Raw genomic sequence first — 23239 nt, forward strand, 5'->3', positions numbered from 1 at the left:
CGCGGTGGCGCCACGCTATGCGTCTATCTGGCTGTCTCAATGCGTCACCGTCCGTATGCGCACGTGCGCATCGACGGGCGGCACAGCGTGACAGCGTCAAGCCGGGACAAGTCTGCTGCGACGAGGGCAAGGCAAGTTGACGCGCCAGCGCAACATGCGTAGATGAGCGTGAGACGCGTAGCACTGCCTGATGAGACGATCGTCTCACGTCACTGGGTGTGTTGCAGTGCAACGTGTGCCGAAGGCAATGAATGTGCTAAAAACGGCTCAAGCTGCAGGTCCTTTGCCGGAGTTCGCGATGCCGTACGTTCCATCCAACCAGCACACCAAGCGCGTACACAGTGCGATCGAAAGTCGCAACGCACCGCTCAACAACGAATCGTCGCGCCTTGTTTCGTCTTGGCAACGTTCGCTCGAGCGGTACCGGCTCGATCCGTCCTCGCGCGTAGGGCCGCGCGTCGTGACCGCTAGCGAACTGCGCGAGTTGCGCGAGCGCGAAGAGGCATTTTTGCGTGCATCGGGCCAGTGCCTGACCAGGCTGCATGAGACGGTCCGCACCACAGACTATTGTGTATTACTAACTAATGCACATGGCGTGACGATCGACTATCGGATCGACCGCGATCGTCGCGCGGACTTCAAGCATGCGGGCTTGCACATCGGATCGTGTTGGTCTGAACAAGAGGAAGGCACGTGCGGCATCGCTAACGTGCTCGCCGACCTAGCCCCGATCACCGTGCATAAGACGGATCATTTCCGCGCCGCGTTCACCACGCTTACGTGCAGCGCGGCGCCGATCTTCGCGCCGGACGGGTGTCTAATCGGCGTGCTCGATGCGTCGGCGGTCCGCTCGCCGGACAATCGCGACAGCCAGAGATTAATCTATCAATTGGTACGACAAAACGCCCGATTGATCGAGGACGCCTACTTCCTGAACCAGACCACCCACCATTGGATCCTGTTCGGCCACCTCAACCGGCACTTCGTCGAGATGTGGCCGGAAGTGCTGATCGCGTTCGACGAGGGCGGCAACCTTGTTGCGGCCAACGCCCACGCTCGCGAGACCATTCCAGGGCTCACCGGCGACGCCCGTGGCCACCTGGCTGACTTGTTCGACGTGCCGCTTGCACGCATACTCGATGCGTCGAACCTGCATGACGTGCTGCCGTTGCGGCTATGCGCGTCGGGTACGCTCCTGTATGCGCGCATCCGTAGACCGCAACGGCGCGGGCACGCGGCGGGCATCTTGACTTCAGCGCGTGCTGCCAGGCCAGTGGCGTCAGCACGGCTTGCGTCACCGTTGCGCGGCGTGCTGACGCCCGATCATTGGGCGCCCGACCCATCCGGTATGTCAGCCGGTCGGCTGTCCGATTCGCCGGCCGGCGCTGGACCACTAAGGGCCTTCGCGCAGAGCCAGGACCGGCGGGTCGCCCAGGCGGCGAGCATTGCACTGCGCGTCGCACAGCGGCGCCTGCCGATCATGATTCTCGGGGAAAGCGGCTGCGGCAAAGAGGTCTTCGCGCGCGCGATTCATGAGTCGGGTCTCCGATGCCAGCAACCCTTCGTGGCGGTCAACTGCGGTGCGCTGCCCGAGTCGCTGATCGAAAGCGAGTTGTTTGGGTATGCGGCCGGCGCCTTCACGGGCGCACGCAGCAAAGGCACGCGCGGCAAGATCGCGCTCGCGCATGGCGGCACGCTGTTCCTAGATGAGATCGGCGACATGCCGCTGTCGCTACAAACGCGGCTGCTGCGTGTACTGGCCGACGGCGAGATACTACCGTTGGGCGCCGAGACGGCGACCCGCGTCGACGTGAACGTGATTTGCGCGACACACCGCGACCTGGACGCAATGGTCGCGCAACGCACGTTCCGCGAAGATCTGTACTACCGTCTTTGCGGCGCGGTACTACGGCTGCCGCCGCTTCGCGAGCGCACTGACATTCGCGAACTGATACAAGCGGTTTTCGACGACGAAGCGCGCGCCGTGCCGCATAGGCTGGTGCTCGATCCCGCGATGCTTGAACGCCTGTGCCATCATCCGTGGCCCGGCAATGTGCGGCAACTACGCCACGCATTGCGCTACGCATGCGCCGTGGCCGACACCAACCGGGTCGAATGGCGCCATCTGCCGGCCGAAATCGCATCCGAGCTGGGCTCATCAGCGACGCCGCCGGTGGCGCTAGCGTCACTGACCGACGAGCGCGAACGTATCGTTGCTGCGCTGACGCGGAATCAGTGGCGCCCCATTCCGGCGGCGCAGGCACTCGGCATATCGCGCGCGACGCTGTACCGGCGCATCGCCAAGCTGGGCATCGTCCCACCCCACCGGCTGCCGGCCGCATAGATCCCCCCAAACGTGCGGTATCCTGTCATTTAGCCGAGCACCTGCGTCGCGCGCCTCGCCGGGTGGCGGCATGCTTAGGCTGGATCGTCGACAGCCTCATTCGTCGTCGCATTGCGCAACCTGGGCATGGCCTGCGCCGGCGCCTATTTCTTGGCGGCACCGCTGTTTCGTGGCACCGCTGTTCGGCGTCGTATTGTCGCTCGCGCTTTGGCCCGCGATGCCACTAGGGCAATGCGAGTGGGCGGTGGCATTGATGGCAATCAGGGTAAGGCTTCACCCGAAGGACTGCCGTGAACATGTCCACACGCACGAGGACGTCGAGCACCTGCACCAACTTCGCCACGATGCCCATTCTCTGCATAGACATGGTTTCGACTGGGACGGACTAGTGTCGCATAGCCATCCTCTCCGCCACGAGCCGATCACGCACGAGCATCCGCATTTCCCGAACATCCCTCCTCGACATCACCATCGATCGCGGGCTCCTACGCAAGCTTTGTGCGCATAAAGTTTTGCTCAGCAGCATGAGCGCTCGCGCGCGAACGTACTGAGTTCGCGCTACGACGGCATGCCGATGGTGCTGCTCGAGGGCGTCGCGCTGGGCAGGCCGATTATCGCAACCGACTGCCCGACCGGGCCCAGCGAAATCCTCGATGGCGGCCGTGCCGGCATCCTCGTTCCGGTCGGTGACATCGACGCGATGGTAGGCGCGATACACACGGTGCTGACCGACCCCGCGCTGCGCGCCGGGCTCGCCGGACGTGCTCGCCAGCGAGCACAGCATTACGGCATCGACGCAAGTAACGCGAGGCTGAAGGCGTACGTCGATGCGATCCTCGCATCCAGACGGGCCGTGCCGACTGCCAGAGTAGCCTGACCAGCTTTGAACAGCCGTCTTCATATCAATTACGCTATTGATTCGTTCGCGGCCAATTTTGCCCGGCGTATGCTATAGGCATCACGCTAGCTTGCAAGATACCCATGGGGATATGCCGCAGTTACAAGGGCTACACGATAGTGCCCAGCGCACAGCCGCTGGGCAACGGCCTGTATGCCGCCAATCTCGACCTTGAAAACCAGCAGCATGGCGCACGGTCGCGCGTGGAGCATTTCGAGGCGCTTGACTATTTTTTCGAGGCCGAACAGGCCACCGCGTACGCATTGCGCTGGGGAAAATTGTGGATTGATACACAGCACCGGCTCAAGGCGGCATGAGGTGACGTTCGGCCTATCGGTGCGACGAGCCGGCTCGCGCGATGGCGAATCGAAGGCCGATCTGACGCTACCGACGATCGAGTGCCCCTGGCATTATCGGCGAGCGCAAGTCGCGTAGGCCAGTTGCACTGTGTCGAGCTTATAAAAGTTTGATGGAGTAATCGGCGGCCCAGCGCCATCCTGACGCCACCCGCAAGCCGGGCCACGCTCGCGGCACTGGTTTGGCTACTGGCGATCCAATGCCGGCGGCCGCCAGTTCGAGCGGCGCATCACCGCACTCGGGCCATAGATCCGCATGACCATCCTGAAACGGCCGGTCGGCGATACGAGCCAGTTCGCTGCGGCGGGGCGCGCCGGCGCAGTCGGCTGCACGATGATGTCAATCGACCCGTCCCGGTTGCGCACTAAGTGATCGCGGTGGGTCAGCACGGCATGGCGGTTGCGCCACTCCAGCCCACGCGCGTCGCCGCCGGATGATGCGCCGACGTCGCCGGCTCCGTCGTCATCCAACGGCTCCGCGACGAGCGTCCAGCCGCCGGCCGAGACGGGCAACTGGTTACGCGCAAAATGCATCACGTAGCCGTTCCTTCCCGATAGCGGGCGGTTGTCGCGGTCCACATCGGCGACCGGCGTCAACACATCCTCCGTCAGGCCCGCGCCGGGCACCACCGTAGCAACGTATGCGCGATACGCATAGTCCTGTCCATAGCTGCCCACATCGTCTTCGAACCACCGCCATCCGTTCGCCGCCACGACACCGTTCGGGGGCACGCTACGCACGCGTGCCCTGCCCTGTTCGATACCGGCCGCAAGCGCCTTTGCCAATGCGGGCGACAGTGCGGGAGGCTGGCCCGGCACGATACCGAGCTGCTTGAGCATCTGCAGCGCATGATCGTCCACGTCCGCCACCGGCGGGCTATCGACCAGCGCCGCGGACAAGCGGTTAAAGAAGGTCTGGGCGTCCATCTGGTCGACGCGGGCGAGTGCAGCGGCAACGCTCGAGTCGTCCTCGGCCGGGCGGTACGCGCCACGCGCGGCGCTACCGGCCATGCGACTGCCTGTGGACGTGCCGGCCGGCGACGGCGAAACGCGGGCGAACACCGACGACGGTACAGCGCCGTGCTTGCCCAGCCACGCGGTCAGTGGCGCAACCCGTGGAGTTGCATTCGGCTTGTGCGACCGTGCGGTGCTGCGCGCCGCGCCCGCTTCCACCACGCGAAGCATTAGATAACGGGTCGGCGATTCCACGCGTGCGACGCCAGGCGGCAAGCTGCCCGTCCAGCCTGGTCCGACAAACGCGATGGTTTGCGCGTGAGAGCCGCTCGTGCGGGTGCCGGCCGACACGGCGACGTTGGTCCACATGTCATTGGCCTGCACCAGTGTGTAGCGGCCATGCGCGCCAGGCAGCGACAGCACGAGCGGCTCAGGGCCGAGATCCAGCCACCCGCTGCTGACAAAGTCCGGCTCACCGGACGTCCCCGTATAGAGTTGGTTGACCGGACGCGTCGCCGTCTGCGCCTCGCGCAGCACGTCCATCACCACCAGTGGATAGCCGAACACATATGAATCGGCGACCGCTGTCGCCGTCCAGCCGGCATTGCTCGCGCCCGACGGCGAGGGCCCCGCGCAGCCGATGGTCAGCACGGCGGCGGCCAATACGCCCCAATATGAAACAAGAGTAGGCACGCATGCGACGACGCGCGACGCATGCGGCAGCGACTTGAGTTGCATCATCAGGATTGCCTCGTATTTGTTATTCGCAGACCACCCGATGCGGCCCATTCCGCCCCGGACCCCGCGCTGCGGCCTGCGGCCGTAGTCCTCGGCCGATTGCACACTATGAACCGCGACAAGATTGTTGCCATGCGGCTGGCTCTTGTCAATTGGCCAACCCATACTGCACCTACCCATGGACGACACCCATCAGCGCATCCGAACAATCGGTTCGGCTTCGCGCCGATGCTGCAAAGCTAACCACGGTGAGCGAAATGGACCGCCTACAAGCCATGCAAGTGTTTACCAGGGTCGTCGAAAGCAACAGCTTTTCGCGCCGCCGACACGCTGAACATGCCCCGTGCGTCGGTTACGACGATCATTCAGAATCTCGAAGCGTTTCTTGGCATGCGGCTGCTACAACATACGACGCGGCGATTGAATCTGACACCGGACGGCGCCGCGTATTACGAAAGATGTGTGCGCATCCTCGCCGATATCGCCGAGACGGAACAATCGTTCCATGAAGGAGCGCGCAATCCGCGCGGCAAGTTGCGCGTGGACATGCCGGATTCGATTGGCAGGTTGGTGGTACTACCACGGCTGTGTGAATTCCATACTCGCTATCCGGACATCGAATTGATGGTCGGACTTGGCGACAAGCCGGTGGACCTGATCCAGGAGGGCATCGACGTGGTGATCCGCGTCGGCACGCTGCAGGACTCGACGCTCGTCGCGCGCCGGGTCGGCGTGTTCCAGGGCGTGACCTGCGCCAGCCCCGAGTACTTGGAACGGCACGGCGAACCGCGCACGCTGGAAGAATTGGGAAACCACTACGCGGTCAACTACTTTTCGAGCCGCACCGGCCGGATCCTCGACTGAAATTTCCTCGTCGATGGCAAGCCAGTGAACGTGAAGATGAAGGGCGCAGTCGCGGTCAATGATGCGGATGCTTATCTGAACTGCGGCATCAACGGCTTCGGCATAATCCAGCCGGCCCGGTTCATGGCGCTGCCGTACCTTTAGTCGGGGCAGTTAAAGGAAGTGCTCTCGCAGTGGAAGACGCAGCCGATGCCGATCTCCGTTGTCTACCCGCACAACCGGCACTTGTCGCCGAAGGTGCGGGTGTTCGTCGATTGGATCGCCGAAATGTTTGGGCGTTGCCCGCTGCTGTCCGGCCAGGAGGATGCGGAGAAGCGTTGCGCGCCAACGGTGGCCACGGTGAGCGCGCAACCGCTGCGTCGAGCCGAGATCGGCGAAAGCGAGGGCGAGCTGGTACTGTAGCCCCACCATCGCGCGGCAGCCCACCGCAATGGCCGTCGCCGCACGCGCGCCGCTTCGCGGCGACGTGCATAACAAGTCATGGAAAACAGCAAATTGTATGAATATCAATAACTTCTCAGCGATGGCACACTTTCAATGAACCGCGCACGTGCCTGTTCAGAGAATCGATTACGCTCCATAAATGACATCATACTGTCCACGGCAATTTTCCATTGACCCTCGTCTAATGCGGATGTCACGCCCATCGCTTTAATTTCGTTGAGAAAGTCAAATAATTTCGCCTCTTCAGCGCCATCCAGCAAACCTAGCGCCCGCTGCCACACTCGCTTTGCGAGCATGTTATCCATATGACAGACACGATCGAGCAGCCCGCTCGCCGCTTGCACGCGCTGCGCAAGTGGCACGCGCTCAAGACTCAGCTCCAACAGCTGAAATTCTTCAGCATATCGATCTAATGGCAACACAGTAAAGCCAGCCGGCAAACGGTATAGTGCAATCCCCCATTGTTCATCTGGCAGTGATATCGCCAAGTTGCGCATCTCCGCATAGCGGATAACTTGCTCTGTTTCTGGCAGCGCCAATGCAGCAGCCGCCATCGCACCAACCGGTGCGCCTTGATGAGACGGGGACAGCTGTAGCACCCGTTCTCGTAATATCGCATAGAGTTCAGAGATTTTTGTGCTTGGATAGCCGTCAGCCTCATCGAAATCGCACAACATTGTCGATAACACTGTAATGAGCTCAGCTTGCCGAGCATCGCTCAAATAGGGAAGCTGGGCTAGAAGTGCCTCGTAGCCCTCAAGGTATTCAGGTGCACCACCCGGGAAGCACGTAAGCTGATCTGCAAGCTCCGGCCAAACATTTTCGTCATCCGGCCCACGCTTTTGCGCCATGGCCATAACAAAGTCGAATAATTCGAATTGCTCGTCATCGGAAAAGCTGCTCAGCATGGCAGTCATTGCCTTTTGTATCTGCACTCCTTCTTTCGGGATGCGATCCGCCGCCATGAACAATCGCTTAAAGGCCTCGACTTGGTCAGCTTCCGGCAGCGCTTGCAGACGCTGGCGCAACGCTTCAATCGGTTCAATGTGCTGCGCCGGCTCGCTGAGCGTGCCGCCCATCTCCTCCAGCAGCTGTTTGACTGACGCAAGGCTCACGGCCTGGCTCGCCCGTTGCCAATAGCTGTAGATTCGCCGCCGGCTCTGCAGTGCATGGTAGGTACGACGATCGACTGCTGCAAAATTCCTCACGTCTTGAACGGGCACGTAGTCACCGATCCGCGCAATCAATTCGAGCGGCAGTTCGTAGTACGTCGTAGGCCGCTTGACCGGTAGGTTAACTAAAACGCCACTTGGCGGCCTCAGTGGCGATGGCACCAACGCGGTGGGTTGCGGATAAGCCTCCGACGCACAGATGAACGCGCGGGAGTCGTTTAAAGCGGCATTTAAATCAAAGTCCATCGTTCAGCTCAGTAATATATAGACGCACTGCGAAGCGATGCAGTGCAGCAGGTTAGCCAAAAGCAAGCAGATTGGCATATTAATAAGCAGCGGTTTCTAAGCTTTTATCGGGTAACGTGATGTCAATGCCAGCGCCCCGTTGGCCGCTGCGCGCCGGAGCCACAATGAAGTCGAGGGTCCACGCATCATTGGCCTTAGTCACTTTCACTTGCAGCCTGATTTGTCTGGGCGTGTCACGTGCGGTTAGGCTTGTATCGAAGCGGTAACTCTTGCCCGCGGCACAGTTTGTACACCCCCTTCCTGCTGGCCGGGTCGCTCTCACGCTGCAGAAGCACGTGAATTTTGCAGTAGCCGTAACGCATACGGCCCGTCGCGGTGCGGACGCACACCGTGTATGAGAACGTTCACACGCCTAATGTGACAGGCTATTGGCAAGCATTGTCGATATGCCTAGGTAGATTGCCATAGTTCGCTCCGCCTGGTGGATGCCTGCCAGCGTGTCCGCCAAGGCCGGCTCGTTGAAATGGATTGAGCGATCGCCCATCTAGAATACGGGCTATATGCCCTCGTCATTTGAATGGCACGTGAAACGCGTTGCGCTCGACAGCGAACGCTTCACCTACTGGGCAAAGCGGAGCGTACTATCCGACAATGGGCGTAATAGCGCTCAACATGGAGAAGAGGAGTGCGTTATCTGGGCCACAACCAGCCCAATGGCTGACTCGAAGTCTTGACGCCGTGGGCACGGCTTGGCCGCTTCGACCTCACGGCCTTGCATATGTCTTCCAGTCGTGTGCAGGGATGGCGACTGACCTCGCTTGTAAACAAAATTGTGCCTCAGTCGTCTAGGCAATGCCCTTGTGAGTGTTTAGGCGTTGGATGCGCGCGGACCGCTTAGCGTTTAGCGCTTGCAGCACGGCCAGGTTAGCGCCGCCCTTCCAAATAACAAGATCACGTCTAGCGAGTAGCACAAGGTTTTGATACCGTGGCCACAGCCAGCGGACGAGCCGTTTTTGACCGCACCATAGTCGCGCCTACCGGCGCCTTGGCGGCCCGGAATTCTATCTTATTGTGCTGATGCAACAAAGCCATTAAAAACGACTTTGTACATGCCTGATCAGCAATGGTTCGGAAAACCGTTCACCCGCGCGTTATATAGTCGGCGCACTCCTACTCGCCTCTGCCTGAGTGGCATTGCGACCTTACGCTTTTTTTCATTCTCGATACATCTAGTATGGATTTCAATACCACGCCACCGCCAAACTCGCACAACGTCGCCATCTATGCGTCCATCGACTCGCACGGTACTGGCAACTCGCCCCCGAGCGGTTTTTTCAGCGTCGGGGACCCCAGTACGGCTCAGCGGCAGGCGCCAGCTAATTCTTCTGGCATGGCGCCTATGGAGCGCGTTCAAGCGTTCTTAAAGACGTTGCGTAAGAAGGACATCGAAAGGGAAGCCTGCATAGAAGCATTGCGTGAGCTTTTGGACGGGTTGCGCAGGGAGGTTGCGGACCCATACGCATTATCGCAAGCCCTGGACAAGCTGGCCATGTCCGGAATCAATCGATTTCCTCGCCTTGGTCAGACAGAAGCATTTGCTCACATCTTTGCTGAGGTGCTAAAAATCCCAAACAGTAAGGCACTGCAAGACAAGATGATCGATCATTTTGGATCTGACTATTATGTACTGAGCCATGGAGGGCTGGGCTCCTATCATGTTGTGCCGGCTGAGTCGATGATTGCGGTGTTCGATGAAATTTTCAGCCGCACGATCGAAAGTCCTTTAATTAAGCGGCGCGAAATATTGCCATTCCTCGCGCTGCAACTGGACTCTTCTCATTGGACCGGGGAGCAGACTTGGGCAGCCATGCATGGCAAACCCTATAAACCAAGACCCGAGTTGGCAACGCGATTTGATCGACTGCTGAACGAAATGGCACGGTTGGATGACATCGGCCGAGAGGCATTAAGCACGCGACTTGCCGACCAGTTGTTCATGCTTCATTGTCTAGATCGAAACTTGGTGCTGGAGCGACATCAGCGTTTGCTTGGTTATGTCGAAGCGCTTCCGGTGACTCTACAATCTAGACCCCGAAAGGCACTGGCTACGGCGATCCGATGGCTGCCTGAACACACACGCCGAGCGACCTACGACTCCATGCTGAACGCGGCCATTCGACTGCCGGTCGGCAAAGGCGAAGCTTTATCGGGATTGCCCGAAGCGATGATCGGCTTGAGCGCCGGCGAACAGAACCGAAGGTTGCAACAATGGAAGTACGAAATCCTACCCATGTTGGATCTCTCGGACCAAGAGCCGATCCTTGCAGGGCTGCTCGCTGCGTTCGGTAAACTGGCCGAGGGTAATAATCCCGAGTTTGCACTAACGCTGGCGCTCAATACCTTTGACAGAGCGTCCAGCGGTAAAAGCCTGGATAAAGACCAGTTCGACGCTATCATTTGGGGTATTACATACAAGGACAACTTAGCGCATACTTATTCTCCAGAGATACTGGAACGTGTCCTCGATTTGGGTCGCGACGTTCGGCCGCTGACACGCGAAAGACTTCTCCTAGACCTTGAGCGGTGGTTAGACTTAAAGTTTCTTAATAAGAATTTGGGCAAGCAGGAACAGCTGTTTTTACCCATACAGGCTCGCATCCGCGAGGAACGAGCCAAATTGGCTTCCGACCCACTACTTAACCTCGACCCTGACCCATCACCACTGACATGGTGGGACGATCCGAGTCAACGGAAGGCACCTGACCCCGCAGATAGCGAGCGCCGTCGCCGTCCAATCTTCGATTGGATCAAGGCGCGGCTACGCCGGCAATGAGATACGGCAGTCGTGGCGAGACGGATGGGAAAGGCTGACATAGCCTTACCATGCAGCTCGCCTATTAATGACTCACGGCATTATGCAAAAACATCATGGATTAGACAAATCGTCGATTATTTTTTTATTTATTTTCAGCCTAGATTGAATCTCCAACTCAATACTATCAAGCTCTTTTTTAAATCATTGTATTGATTTTTATATAACCCCAACTTAGGCAGGGAACTGTTTCTCTGGAAAGGATTCACTTGCATAATTTTGTGGATCCTATCTTTTGATAGATTAATTGCCGATATGGCATCCATGTAGACCTCGTTTAATCTTGTATCTAGTTTATCCCGATTTTCAATATTACTGCGCCTTCCGTTTCTACTGATATCGCGGCGTGATCTATTAACAGCATCCTCTGCATTTTTGAGCCGACCAAGCAAATTGTTTGCTTTCGTGTGCAAAGCATCGCCATCTCTAACTGGTACAGCGCTAGTTTTTTTAAAAAAACTATTGGCTATTTTTGTCCCACTCAAGGAGCCTTTTAGTTTATCGTTGATTCCCTTTAGAGGCGTAGAGCTACTAGCTTTGTGTGGCCAAACATTATTTACTAGCCTGGGAAAATCAATATTGTTTTTTCTCGGCGCAGCAGCCGGATTCATTGGCTTTGGGCTGGCAGAAATGCTCCAACGCGCCTTGGCATCCTTATTGGCACCCAAAGGTCGTATATTATCAAGAATAAGATTCTGCCCTTTTTTGGCTGCAACACTGCTATTTTTCTGGATTTCTTTCCAGCCATTTTTTGTTTTTAATGAGAAGTTATAAACGTTACCGATGCCAGGTAGTTTCACGATTGCTCCAAAATTGGCTTTCCATTCCGTGGTTGGATTCGGGACGACATAGCCAATTTCTCACCAACCCAAATCCGCACCCCCCGCACACGAACCGCCTTCGGGCCTTGCGATTGCCCACCGACACGTGACTGCAATTCAATATAAGGTTGCGTTTGCGCTCCGGCACGTTCATAGACGAAGCCATACACAACGATGCGCAGTTTGTGCTGCGCTGCGTCGGCATACACGCCCACGAATAACGCTGCGCGTCTTTTCCTTCAGTGGGCCGATGTCCAGCGCCCATGCGCACGGCAATCATCACCCGTGCTGTATCAACAAAAGTTGCGACTTGTTGTCATCAGTGAACCTAGTAAATGCGACAAATCCACCAGTCGCTGAGCGACTAAATGGGTCACCTGCCCGTGCCGTTGCCAGACGCCATACACGGCAAGCAGCGAGGCGCCGAACGCTTCCTTGCGTGACGCTCCAACGGCGATGGCCAAATGATCACGTTTGTGTGGCCGGTTTCGTCTTCAAGCGTCACAAAAACAGCACGCGCGCGCAGCAGTGCGAGCGGATGTCGCCTGAGCGTCAGGCCCAGCGCGCGATAGTCGTACGCGATCGCTTATCCTTCCGTGAGCGGCGCGAGTGCCGGTGTCGCATCGTCATCGCTAGCTGCATGCAGCAGATCCTTTAGGCACCACGGCGAGCGCGTGCCACAGCCGCGAATCAGCGACAGGCCCAGCCGCACCGGCGCGTCCGGGCCTTGTCCTTGCAGCGTGCTGTCCCAGTCGCTCACGATCACGTCCGCCGGCAGCACCTTAACACCATGCCGGCGCGCGTCGTGCACCAATTGTGATGGCGTATAAAAGTCCATCGGTTGACTGCTGAGCAGCGCGCACAGAAACGCGGCCGGCGCATGGCATTTAAGCCACGCGCTCGCGTACACGAGCAGCGCGAAGCTAGCCGCATGACTTTCGGGGAAGCCATACTCGCCAAAACCCCGGATCTGCGTGAAGGCCGATTGGATGCTCGACACCATGCCTGATTTCAACCATAATGATCATTATGGTCAATATGACAATGGAGGGTGCGATGATTACCGAAGTCAATGCCGTGAACTTCCGACAAAACCTGGGCGAAATGCTTAATCAGGTACAGTATCGCAACGACAGTATCGTTATCAATAAGGACGGCAAGCCGGTCGCGGCGCTCGTCGACGCCGAATTATTCGCCCGCATCCGGCGTATGCAGGACCGCTTCGATGCGCTCAGCAACCGAATCGCCGAAGCCTATGCCGGCGTGCCGGTTAAGGAAGGGGAGGCGGAGATCGATGCCGCGGTGGCGGCTGAGCGGAAGCGGTGCTGATGGCTGGCTTACGTGTCGTGCTTGATACCAACGTGTTGGTATCGGGCTTGGCTTACCCGAGCAGCGTGCCTGGGCGCGTCGTTGCGGCTTGGCGCCAAGGCGGGTTGGAGGTGGCACTGTCGCACTACATCTTAGACGAAATGGTCCGAGTTCTACCGCGGTTGCCTAGAATAGGCATGGCACCGGCGCAAATTCGCGATCTAGCCGATAGTTTTATGTTATTGGCCGATGTAGTCGAGCCAGAAGGCGCGCAGGACACAAGTTTGCGCGATTCCACTGATCAACCCGTATTACTTACGCTGCTGGCAGCGAAAGCGCAGTATCTCATTACAGGAGACAAGGATTTGTTGGCGCTGGCAGATCGATATCCCATCGTCACGCCGGCGGATTTCTGGACGCGCCATGGGATCTAGTTGAAATTGGCTGGTGATGCAAGTTCTAGAATGCACGACCTGTAGCTAATTTTTATGCCGACAGTGAAAGGGGCACTGTACCCTTCGTAAAAAAGGTATCCGTATTGAAATGGGCAGATTTCGCCTCGCTCGCTCAGCCGCGCCAGCGTTGATATGTCAGGGCCGTAGTTTTTCAGCTTGTGTATTGATCCGGCACACTCGCGCGGTGCCTTCGGGGGGCTGCGATAAGCCCGGCTTAAGTGGAGAGCGTTGCCTGCGACGCCACTTGCTTGTCGGTGTGTAATGCACGACGCTCAAGAAAACGCTCGATTGTATATTCGATCGTTAGCGCATCGCACTGAATCTCGACAATTTGGCGGCCTCGGCGACCGCACGGCAGCAAAGTTCTAGACCAAACTCAGACATCATGGGCCCACTAGCATTCGGCAAGTGGGCTACCGTGTCGTAGTACGTCGTCATGTCGCCGTGGGACCTTGACCCTCCCATCATGGGAAGGCTAATACTGCATTCATCCTGTATCGTGCCCGACATGATGAAAGCCTCCCCGACCTACACGACATTGCTGGATATCGAAGGCATGACATGCGCCTCCTGCGTGATGCGAATCGAGCGCGCACTTGGCAAGGTGCCGGGGGTGTCCCATGTGGCCGTCAATTTGGCCACAGAGCGGGCATCGGTCACCGCTTGGCCCGATGTGGCGGTTCCCACACTCGTTGCCGCCGTCAAGAAGGCTGGCTATGACGCGCACCCAACGCCCGAGACGCCCGCTTCGGCGTCGCAGGGAAACGCAACGCAGCCGCTGACGGCGGTGATCGTCTCCGCCTTGCTGACACTGCCCTTACTGGTACCTATGATCGACATGCTGGCGGGCAGCGCGCCATCGCTCCCGCCCGGCGAGCCGATCGCGGATAGGCAGGCAGTAAGCAACCACGGGACGTCGAGCGTGCCGATCCTGCTGCAAGCCGTGCTGGCGACCGTGATCCAGTTCGTGCTCGGCGCGCGCTTCTACGTATCCGGCTATAAGGCCGTGCGAGCATGGTCCGGTAACATGGACCTGCTTGTCGCGCTGGGCACATCGGCCGCTTATGGATTGTCCCTCTACCAATGGGCGACCCACCCCCATGGTGGCGCCCCTCTCTATTTTGAGGCATCCGCCGTCGTCATCACGCTGGTGCTGTTTGGCAAATGGCTCGAAGCCCGCGCGAAGCGACAGACCACCGCCGCAATCCGCGCGCTGAACGCGCTGCGGCCCGATACGGCCCGCGTGCGCATCGACGGCGCCGAACGCGAGCTGCCACTGTCCGACGTGCGCGTCGGCATGCAAGTGATCGTGCGTCCCGGCGAGCGATTCCCGGTCGATGGCCGCATCATCGGCGGCCACACGCACGCGAATGAAGCCATGCTGAGCGGCGAGAGCCTTCCCGTGGCGAAAGACGAAGGCGACACAGTGCACGCCGGCTCGCTGAACGGCGAAGGCGCGGTCGTGATTGAGGCGACAGAGATCGGCGCGCAAACGATGCTGGCGCAGATCATCCAACTGGTCCAGACCGCGCAGGCCGCGAAGGCGCCAATCCAGCGACTGGTGGATCGGGTCAGCGCCGTGTTCGTGCCGGCCATCATCGCGATTGCACTGGTCACGCTGTGCGGCTGGTTGCTCGCCGGCGCACCGGTCCAGCACGCGATCCTGAACGCCGTCGCCGTATTGGTGATCGCCTGCCCCTGTTCGCTCGGGCTTGCGACGCCAACCGCCATCCTTGCCGGCACCGGCGTCGCGGCACGACATGGCATGCTGATCAAGGATGCCGAGGCGCTGGAGTTGGCTCATCGGGTTAACGTCATCGCGCTCGACAAGACCGGCACGTTGACCGACGGCAAGCCCGTCGTCGTGGCCTTCGATGCATTGGAGGGCACAGACGAGAACGCGCTATCGATTGCCGCCGGTGTACAGCAGCACAGCGAGCACCCGCTGGCGCGCGCGATCGTTGCCCTGGCGCGGCAGCGGCAGGTGGCGGCCGCCGAGGCGCGTGACACCCGCGCCATCGCAGGTCGCGGCATCCAGGCGACGATCGGCGCAGGGCTCTTCGGCATCGGCAGCACGCGATGGCTGCGTGAGCTTCGCATCGCGCCTGACGCGGCGCTGCAAGCGCGTTCGGACGCGCTGCAGCGGGCCGGCAACACCGTATCGTGGCTGGTGCGCGTCGCGCCTTCGCCTGCCCCGCTGGCACTGATCGCGTTCGGCGACACGGTCAGGCCCTCGGCCCGGGCGGCACTCGCCCTGCTTACAGCGGCGGGTATGCGCACGCTGCTGATGACAGGAGACAACGCTGGTAGCGCAGCGGCGGTCGCCTCGGCGGTCGGCATTGCCGAAGTGCATGCCGCTATGTCGCCGCAGGACAAGGCCGCGATGATCGCGCGGTTGCGCGAGCAAGGCAACGTGGTGGCGATGGTCGGCGACGGTGTCAACGATGCGCCGGCACTGGCCGCCGCCGACTTGGGCATCGCGATCGGCAGCGGCACGGACGTCGCGATGCACGCCGCCGGCATCACGCTGATGCGTGACGATCCCGCCCTGGTGGCCGACGCACTGGACCTGTCGCGGCGCACATATCGCAAGATCTGGCAAAACCTGTTCTGGGCTTTCGTCTACAACGTCGTCGGCGTGCCATTAGCCGCGCTCGGGTGGCTCAATCCGATGATCGCTGGCGCGGCGATGGCCTTGTCCAGCGTCAGCGTCGTGGGCAACGCATTACTGCTGCGGCGCTGGCGCGGCAGCGCCGCACGGGCGCACCGGCCCATGTAAAATCATTGGCATGCCCAACACTCCATCCCACACGCCCACTGCACTCACAGCGCAGGCCGGTCCGCCGGTGGCCGATGTCACGCAGGCGTTGCAGCTCGCGCACGCGTACTGTCAGGAGCGCGGCGAATCGCTGACGCCGCTGCGCCAGAAAGTCCTGTCGTTGCTGCTGCAATCCGGCCGCGCGACCAAGGCCTACACGCTGCTCGACGAAATGCGCAAGATTCACCCGGGCTCCGCGCCGCCGACCGTTTATCGCGCGCTCGATTTCCTACAGTCCGTGGGATTGGTGCATCGAATCGAGTCGATCAACGCGTTCACGGTATGCCATGACCTGACGCACTGCCGGCACGGCATCTTGATTGTCTGCCAGTCCTGCGGCGCAGTCGCGGAAATCGATGCGCCGGGCGTTCATCACGCGTTGGTGAACAAGATTGAATCCACCGGCTTCACGCTCGTGCGAGGCGAACTTGAACTCAAGGGCTTGTGCGCGGAGTGCGTGACAAGCGCTGTGTAACGTAAAGCGGCTTTGGGGCAAGGATTGGGCCGCTAACCGGCCGGTCGTTGCATGATAGAACATTCCACAGTTCAGCAGTGACTCGCAGATGGCGCGCCGGGCCACGCGTGCGTTCCGCGTAGTTGGGCATCGGGAGGGTGCGGAGCGTTAGGTCACGCGACCTTGTCAACTCGTGTGGCCACGCAGTGCGTTTGTCGGGATACCAAACAGCGAATCGATTGGCCACAGTTTAAAGCAGAGATATTCACCTGAGACGCTAGGACGGGTCATCGAGCTAAGCAGCGGTGTACCTGAGAAGCGAAGCATGACCAACGTCTCGCCCTGCTTACGCCGGCTGGCGAGACTTGCGATACGATGCCATCGGTCTTAGCCGTAAGATCCTATCAAGCGCCATTGCAAAGCATACCTCCCGTACGTTACCGCACCGACACCGAGCGGCACGCTTACATCGCGGTCCCAAGCCCAGTTGGCCGGCGCCATCCCAAGACCGCCACCTCGCCCGGCACGGATGCGCGTCGCGACCGCTATGAGTGCACCCGGTGCTGCGCAAAAAAACGCTGCAACACGCCGGCCGAATACGTGCTCGCCACCTCGGCGAGGAACGTCGAGAACGACACCGCAGCGTGTGCGTCAGCGACATCCGAGATCGTGCGAACCACCGCGCAGCGCACATCGTACTCGTAACAGACCTGCGCCAGCGCAGCCCCTTCCATTTCGACCGCCAATGCGTCCGGCGCGGCCGCTAACACGGCTTCGCGTGCGACATGGTCAGCAATGAACCGATCGCCACTGACTACAAGCCCCCGGTGCACGCGCGGCACGTCGTCGATCACGCCACGGTAGCGCTCAATGAGCTCCATGGCCTGCGAGCGCACAAACGATGCCGCAGCCACTGCGAGCGCATCCGACAGGCTGTCGTCAGTGCCGAAGCGGGACACGCCGAGCAACGGCACTTCGAATCGCGGAAACAGCGGCGATGCGTCCAGGTCATGCTGCATCAGCGCATCCGCGATGACGATGTCACCTACCCGCACCTGCCGCGCGACACCGCCCGCGACACCGGTGAAAATAATGGCGTCAGCACCGAATTCGTGGATTAGCGCGGTCGCGGTGGTCGCCGCAGCCACCTTGCCCACGCGAGCCAGCGTCACCACGCACGGCATGCCGCGCAGCGTGCCGAGCGCGTATTCGCGGCGGCCCAGCGTCACCGTGCGCCAGTCCGGTGCGGCACGCATTTCATCGATCAGGGGAGCGATTTCCTCCGGTAACGCGGCCATGATGCCGAGCGGACGAATATTCGGTTCTTGTACTGTATGCATAGGTCGGAAGGAATGTTGCGTGCACCGGCCAAGCCGGGCACGGCCGCCCGTGGGTCAGGTCAGGCTCTGGCGATGCCGGGCCCACTAGCATAGCAGGCTGCCGGCCGGGCGCGACAGGTGCGCGCTACATCGCCACGCCGACAGCGGGAAGGAGCGGCAGTTGCGGTACACTCGCATCCCAGCCGCTCCCGGAAAGAAGCCTATTGCATGAACCAGCCCAACTACGCCAGCGCAACCATCGACGAGTTGCAACAGCACCTGGCCAGCGTAATTTTGCCATTGTGGGCCACCCGGGGCTTCAATGACGCATTAGGCCTGCCCTATGACGTGATCGCACCGCCGGGACAGCCTGCGTTGCCGCCCACGCGCTACCGGGCCATGGCATGTGCGCGCCAACTCTACTTGTTCAGCGCAGCTGGCTGGCACGATCACGCAGACCGCCTGTTCGAATCGCTGCGCAGCCGGTTCGTGGATGCGACACATGGCGGCTGGCACTACAGCATCGATGCACAAGGCGCGCCGCAAGAGACGCAAAAGGATCTGTACACGCATGCATTCATCGTGTTCGGTTGCGCGGAATATTTCCGGCACCGGGGCAACCGGGATGCACTGGATCTGCTCGAAGCGACACGGCACGTGATTGAGACGCGCTTCGCGACCGACGCCGGCCTGTACAACGCGGTGCTATCCGCCGACTTTCGGACGGTCGTCAACGGTCCACAGCAGAACCCGATCATGCACTTGGCCGAAGCCTACCTGTCCGCCCGCGATGTGCAGCGCGACGCGTGGTTTTCGGATGCGCTGCAGCGTATCGCGGAACAAATGATTGCGACATTCGTACATCGCCCGACCGGCTGCATCGCGGAACTGCCGATCGGCTGCGACGCCTTGCGCATCGAACCCGGACACCAGTTCGAATGGTTCTATCTCGCGTCGAGCGCGCCGGATGTCTTTGGACGCAGCGACCTGCCCGCTTGGCTCGGCTTGGCCTATGCGTTCTCGCTCCGGCACGGCGTGTCGCCCGTCACCGGCGGAGTGTGCGCTGCGTTGGACGAGCATGGCCATGTGACCGAGCCCAACGAGCGGTTGTGGGCGCAAACCGAATTCGCCCGCGCGCTGGCCACATCGCAAGCGCTGCGCGGCACCAGCGAGGCGCAAGATGCGCACGTGCCCCTGAAAGCTCAACTCGGCCGTTTCAAGCAGCGTTTCCTGCGCGACTACGGCTGGGTAGAATCGATTGCGCAGGACGGCGCCGTGGTGCGCGCGGACATGCCCTCGACGACGCCCTACCACATGGCGACCATGTACCACGCGGTTGCCCGCTTGCGCACGGGGTCGTGACGCCAGTCCATTCGCTATCCTTTTACAGGCGGGGATTCCAGCGATGGTGTGCTCGTATGGGCACCTTGTCAATCAGTCTATCGCCTCCTCGAAGCGACGACATTGCGAAGATGCCGGGCGAGGCCCCTAGCAAGCTTGTCGACGCATCACTCGATGACGCTGTCTCGCCGCCGCGATGACTATTATTGCGCCACGAACAAAGTCTCGGCAAACGGCTACATGTCGTCCGTCCAACCCACCCACGCGAGCAAAACCGGCCGTCTCTCCCATCTGAGCGATCTCGTCCATGCTGTACTTATGGCTGTTTTTGTCCAGATCGTCTCGTGCTGCGCGGAAAGCACCCCCACGTCCGCCGCACGGCCTATGCGCCAGCAGTTTTAATATTCAGCCCAAGTTCACTGTCAGCCTTTCAAAACGAAGCACCGGTGTGAGCAAACGGCCGGTCTATGGCAGTTACATCGCATGTCCGTGCTGGTTTAATAAAAGCAGCGCCTTTTTATCTCAACGGCAGGCCAGTTTATGACGACCATCTGTGTCGCGGCCAACACGCAAATTACAGCGATGATATCGGTGTGATTAAAGCCGTAGAGCCTGTGCAACACCCAAACGAACTCGCATAGGCAAGACAGCGACACCGCGATAAGCGAGGCGTTTCGAAGCGTTTCGTCTACAGCGCGAGCTTGCTGTTCATCGTCGCGTACGACACAGTGAACTGATGACGCGCTACAGCAACGACCTCGTCGAGGGTCATGTCAATCGGCTCAAGTTCCTTAAGCGCCAAATGTATGGCCTCGCCGGCTTTCAGCTATTTCGTGCAGGCGTGTTGATCGGTGCTGACGGAGGAAAAGCCACTTCCGAGTTGCTGTTGACAGCATGGAATGACCAGGCGAATTCCGTGAAATATGCGGGAAGGCAGCGCCGAACCGAAACGGGACCGGTAGAAGGAAAGCGCGCGGGTTAACCACTCGGGAGCATGCCCCACCTTATCGTTTGCCGACAGACTGGCTCGTATAGCATGTCCTGGCTTCGGCTGCTTCTTAGCGCCGCGCGGCGCGTGCCGCAACATTAGCCTCACCTTTCTTTCCACAGCAGGCAGCCGCCGTGCGGCTGACAAACCGATAATGGATACTCGTTACTTGTTCGCTCCCCACGCATCGGATCCAAGTTTGCCTCGAACTGGAATGGATAATAGGGCCAAAGTGCCGACACCGCCACCCGCCCAGCGATCCGCTCCGCGTTCGATGAGCAAGGATGCGCTACCAATCTTAAGTTGGTCCTCCAGCGATCGGCGTGGACCGCATACGCTGCCGGAGAGCCCCCACGCGTATGGCATGACGTGGCAACAGACGGTCCAAGTTGGATCGCCCCCCCACCGCCCTACGTTGCCTACGGCGTCAACGTCGGCACAGCAGGCTGGCTTGCCATCCGACGGCTTGCAGCCAGGCGCGACGGCCCAAACCGCGCCGGCCGGCCTGGACAACGCCACCCGCGCCCGGAGTTACCGGTTTCGTTCCAATCCCCAAGACGCCGCGCTTCTCGAAAATCTGTTTGCGCGCTTGGCCGCCTATTGCGACTCGCGGAGTGGGAATAAGTCTTTGAAAAAAAGTACTATAGAGCATTACGTGCGTAACCTGAACAGGCTATCGAAATGGCTGATGGAACAGCCTGAGCAAAGCCTGACCAATGTGATAACACGGCTTGAAGCCGGTCAGCTGTCAAATGACAACCAACGGCAATTACTCACTTGCTATCAAGCCAACCCGGTAGGCGGGGGCCGCACCCAATTTGACACTTCGTTTACCAGCACCTCAGTCGGGTGGCTACAAAAGTTGCGGGCATGGGAGTTCGAGCAAGCGTTGAACGGCATCGAGTTGCCGGGGGTTAAAGGCCCTGTGCCCGCAGAGATAGACACGCAGGTCAAACGCGAATTGGTTGCGGTCTGGTTGGCTACGCAATCTTCGACGCGAACCGATGAAGAAGTGCTTCAACAGGCTCCGCATTTGTGGAATCCTGATAAAGCCGCCTTAAGATCATTGGCACGGTGGTTTACCGACACATATAGCCAAACGGACAAACTTGATTGCATTGTGAAAAATGCAAAGCCAGATATGGTACATTTAATCACTGAACTTTTCAATTCAAGTGTCAGCGGTCGTTATAAAAACCAAATCGCTGGCGCAATAAAGCGTCTTCAATCAAAAGAAAAAATTACGTACAAACGACACCTAGATGCGCAGTTACACACAGACGATAAGCTGGCAATTAATGTTATTAAACAACATTCATTTAATTATAATGCTATTACGGCATTTAAGCAGTTTGCCACTTGGGAAAGAGGTCAGCCGCAGCCGGTGGGTTTGGCGCAAATCATTGCAAATCCGGACTATCAGGCTCACTCTGAGAGATTATTGAAGGCATTCGACAATGCCGATGATATACCGCCTATTTATAAAATCCGTGTAAAAAGGGAGATCCTCAAGGCCCAAGGAAGCGACGAGTTGAAGCAGGCGTTGCGTAAACTACTGTCCTGATACGGGAACCGGCACGCCATCCAGGGTCATGTTTCGGCGGCCTGCAGCTGAAATTTGTCGTCGGCGAATGACATTACTGTTTCGGGTCGGGATCGCTCGTGCCGTAGTGCATGATGCCAATCTGTATGGGCTTGCGGTTGGTCGCTATCCGATGACGGTTCGTATCGCGTAGCGAGTAGGCGCAGCCGCAGTATTCCTGCTGGTAAAACTTTTCGCGTTTGCTGATCTCTATCATTCGTGCCGATCCGCCCGCTTTTCGCCAGTTGTATTCCCAGTACATCAAATTGGGATAATGTGACGCAGCACGGCGCCCGCAGTCGTTGATCTGCTCCATATTTTTCCAGCGCGAAATGCCCAGGGAACTGGTAATGACGCGAAAGCCATGCTCATGGGCATAGAGTGCGGTACGTTCAAAACGCATATCGAAACACATCGTGCAACGAATGCCGCGCTCGGGTTCGTTCTCCAATCCCTTTGCCCGGGCAAACCAGTTGTCGCGGTCATAATCGGCATCCACGAACGGGATGCCCAACTTCTGGGCAAACCGAATATTTTCATCCTTGCGAAGGTCGTACTCCTTGCGAGGGTGAATATTGGGGTTATAGAAGAAAATCGTGAAATTGATGCCTGAGGCGACCATTGCTTCCATGACTTCCGCGGAACAAGGCGCACAGCATGAATGCAGCAAAACCTCGTGATGACCACCGGGAAGGGGAAGCGGCTTTCTTTCACTATTCGATATCATGGCATAACCACTTGCTGTTTTGTAACGCTACCGCATTGAGCGGGCCTTGAGGCACTATTCGCCTCGCAGTCTCCAGCATAAGTTTCAGCTTGTCATACTGTACCGCAATACCTGCAGCCGGCATGTGTTTGAGAATTGGCGCATGGCGCCGGGGCTCGAGCAGGCGGCACAGATCAGCGGCGCGGCCTGCTCATGGACCCAGGCCACCCTATCTTTTCCGTAGCTTGTTCTCGTAATCGTCTCACTTGGTTAGGCGCCTCCAGCTGCGTTGCTCAAGCTCCTTTCACCCGTTTACCGTTAGATGCGCGTACGCGGCACCGCCGAGTTATGCGACACGATCGACTCATTCAATAGCGTCTGCACGTCCCGGCGCGCCCACCTATGGCAACCAGGGTACTCCAGCAGGCGCTGTTCCTTCACGCTTATACCGGCTGAACTTCTATCACGATCGCCCGGAAACTTTTCCGGTAACGCATTGGGCGTCAACATCTCGACCTCAATGTCGAACAATCCAAATAATTTTATTGGATTCTTATAC

General features: G+C 59.2%; 16 protein-coding genes and 4 pseudogenes. 13 read left to right on the plus strand and 7 right to left on the minus strand.

Translation table 11 applies throughout. From position 1 onward, the window contains the following. The first annotated feature begins 298 nt into the window (after positions 1-298). The 4 genes and pseudogenes from KQH60_RS09965 (at position 299) to KQH60_RS09980 (ending at position 3559) form a co-directional block, all read left to right on the plus strand. Positions 299-2344 (plus strand): sigma-54-dependent Fis family transcriptional regulator, encoded by a 2046-nt coding sequence (locus KQH60_RS09965; RefSeq protein WP_237576302.1) that lies wholly within the window; start codon positions 299-301, stop codon positions 2342-2344. A 99-nt stretch (positions 2345-2443) separates the two neighbouring features. Further along, positions 2444-2852, plus strand: a pseudogene (locus KQH60_RS09970) (hypothetical protein); the annotation flags it as partial. A gap of 30 nt (positions 2853-2882) precedes the next feature. After that, a pseudogene (locus KQH60_RS09975) lies at positions 2883-3221 on the plus strand (glycosyltransferase); the annotation flags it as partial. A 104-nt stretch (positions 3222-3325) separates the two neighbouring features. Then, positions 3326-3559, plus strand: coding sequence for a hypothetical protein (locus KQH60_RS09980; protein WP_237576304.1), 234 nt, complete (start codon positions 3326-3328; stop codon positions 3557-3559). A gap of 225 nt (positions 3560-3784) precedes the next feature. Here the strand turns inward: KQH60_RS09980 and KQH60_RS09985 are convergent, their stop codons facing one another. Beyond that, positions 3785-5455: a DUF1254 domain-containing protein gene (locus tag KQH60_RS09985; protein ID WP_237576305.1), complete on the minus strand. Its 1671-nt coding sequence runs from the start codon at positions 5453-5455 to the stop codon at positions 3785-3787. A 92-nt stretch (positions 5456-5547) separates the two neighbouring features. Here KQH60_RS09985 and KQH60_RS09990 point away from each other — a divergent pair. Beyond that, positions 5548-6556: pseudogene (locus KQH60_RS09990) on the plus strand (LysR family transcriptional regulator). 104 nt (positions 6557-6660) lie between these two features. Here KQH60_RS09990 and KQH60_RS09995 read toward each other — a convergent pair. Further along, entirely contained in the window at positions 6661-8016 is a 1356-nt protein-coding gene (locus KQH60_RS09995; protein ID WP_237576306.1) for a hypothetical protein, read from the minus strand. 1234 nt (positions 8017-9250) lie between these two features. Between KQH60_RS09995 and KQH60_RS10000 the strand changes: the two genes are divergently transcribed. Beyond that, positions 9251-10849, plus strand: a complete 1599-nt coding sequence (locus KQH60_RS10000; protein ID WP_237576307.1) for a hypothetical protein — start codon at positions 9251-9253, stop codon at positions 10847-10849. A gap of 134 nt (positions 10850-10983) precedes the next feature. Here KQH60_RS10000 and KQH60_RS10005 read toward each other — a convergent pair whose 3' ends face one another. Next, positions 10984-11688 (minus strand): hypothetical protein, encoded by a 705-nt coding sequence (locus KQH60_RS10005; RefSeq protein ID WP_237576308.1) that lies wholly within the window; start codon positions 11686-11688, stop codon positions 10984-10986. 314 nt (positions 11689-12002) lie between these two features. Beyond that, positions 12003-12697 (minus strand): annotated as a pseudogene (locus tag KQH60_RS10010) (error-prone DNA polymerase); the annotation flags it as partial. A gap of 68 nt (positions 12698-12765) precedes the next feature. On the opposite strand from KQH60_RS10010, the gene KQH60_RS10015 reads away from it, so the two are divergent. From KQH60_RS10015 to KQH60_RS10030, 4 genes are all read left to right on the plus strand, one after another. After that, entirely contained in the window at positions 12766-13038 is a 273-nt protein-coding gene (locus tag KQH60_RS10015; protein WP_237576309.1) for a type II toxin-antitoxin system Phd/YefM family antitoxin, read from the plus strand. Beyond that, positions 13038-13451: a putative toxin-antitoxin system toxin component, PIN family gene (locus tag KQH60_RS10020; RefSeq protein ID WP_237576310.1), complete on the plus strand. Its 414-nt coding sequence runs from the start codon at positions 13038-13040 to the stop codon at positions 13449-13451. The genes KQH60_RS10015 and KQH60_RS10020 overlap by 1 nt, the downstream gene beginning before the upstream one ends. Positions 13452-13980: 529 nt before the next feature. Next, entirely contained in the window at positions 13981-16251 is a 2271-nt protein-coding gene (locus tag KQH60_RS10025) for a cation-translocating P-type ATPase (RefSeq protein ID WP_237576311.1), read from the plus strand. Between the two features lie 10 nt (positions 16252-16261). Further along, on the plus strand, positions 16262-16765 hold the full coding sequence (locus tag KQH60_RS10030) for a Fur family transcriptional regulator (RefSeq protein ID WP_237576312.1): 504 nt from the start codon (positions 16262-16264) through the stop codon (positions 16763-16765). A gap of 524 nt (positions 16766-17289) precedes the next feature. Here the strand turns inward: KQH60_RS10030 and KQH60_RS10035 are convergent. After that, positions 17290-18084: a 5'-methylthioadenosine/adenosylhomocysteine nucleosidase gene (locus KQH60_RS10035; protein WP_237576313.1), complete on the minus strand. Its 795-nt coding sequence runs from the start codon at positions 18082-18084 to the stop codon at positions 17290-17292. Positions 18085-18291: 207 nt separating this feature from the next. Between KQH60_RS10035 and KQH60_RS10040 the strand changes: the two genes are divergently transcribed. The 3 genes from KQH60_RS10040 (at position 18292) to KQH60_RS10050 (ending at position 21956) form a co-directional block, all read left to right on the plus strand. After that, positions 18292-19425 carry an AGE family epimerase/isomerase gene (locus KQH60_RS10040; protein ID WP_237576314.1) on the plus strand — a complete coding sequence of 378 codons (1134 nt, stop codon included), beginning with the start codon at positions 18292-18294 and terminating at the stop codon, positions 19423-19425. Between the two features lie 715 nt (positions 19426-20140). Then, positions 20141-20386: a hypothetical protein gene (locus KQH60_RS10045; protein ID WP_237576315.1), complete on the plus strand. Its 246-nt coding sequence runs from the start codon at positions 20141-20143 to the stop codon at positions 20384-20386. A gap of 661 nt (positions 20387-21047) precedes the next feature. Further along, positions 21048-21956, plus strand: a complete 909-nt coding sequence (locus KQH60_RS10050) for a hypothetical protein (protein ID WP_237576316.1) — start codon at positions 21048-21050, stop codon at positions 21954-21956. 73 nt (positions 21957-22029) lie between these two features. On the opposite strand, the gene KQH60_RS10055 is transcribed toward KQH60_RS10050, so the two are convergent. Both KQH60_RS10055 and KQH60_RS10060 read right to left on the minus strand, forming a co-directional pair. Next, positions 22030-22701 (minus strand): epoxyqueuosine reductase QueH, encoded by a 672-nt coding sequence (locus KQH60_RS10055; protein ID WP_237576317.1) that lies wholly within the window; start codon positions 22699-22701, stop codon positions 22030-22032. A gap of 297 nt (positions 22702-22998) precedes the next feature. Then, complete coding sequence (locus KQH60_RS10060) at positions 22999-23211, minus strand: hypothetical protein (RefSeq protein ID WP_237576318.1); 213 nt, start codon at positions 23209-23211, stop codon at positions 22999-23001. Between the last annotated feature and the right edge of the window lie 28 nt (positions 23212-23239).

The sequence above is a fragment of the Mycetohabitans sp. B8 genome, assembly GCF_021991875.1.
Taxonomy (GTDB): Bacteria; Pseudomonadota; Gammaproteobacteria; order Burkholderiales; family Burkholderiaceae; genus Mycetohabitans.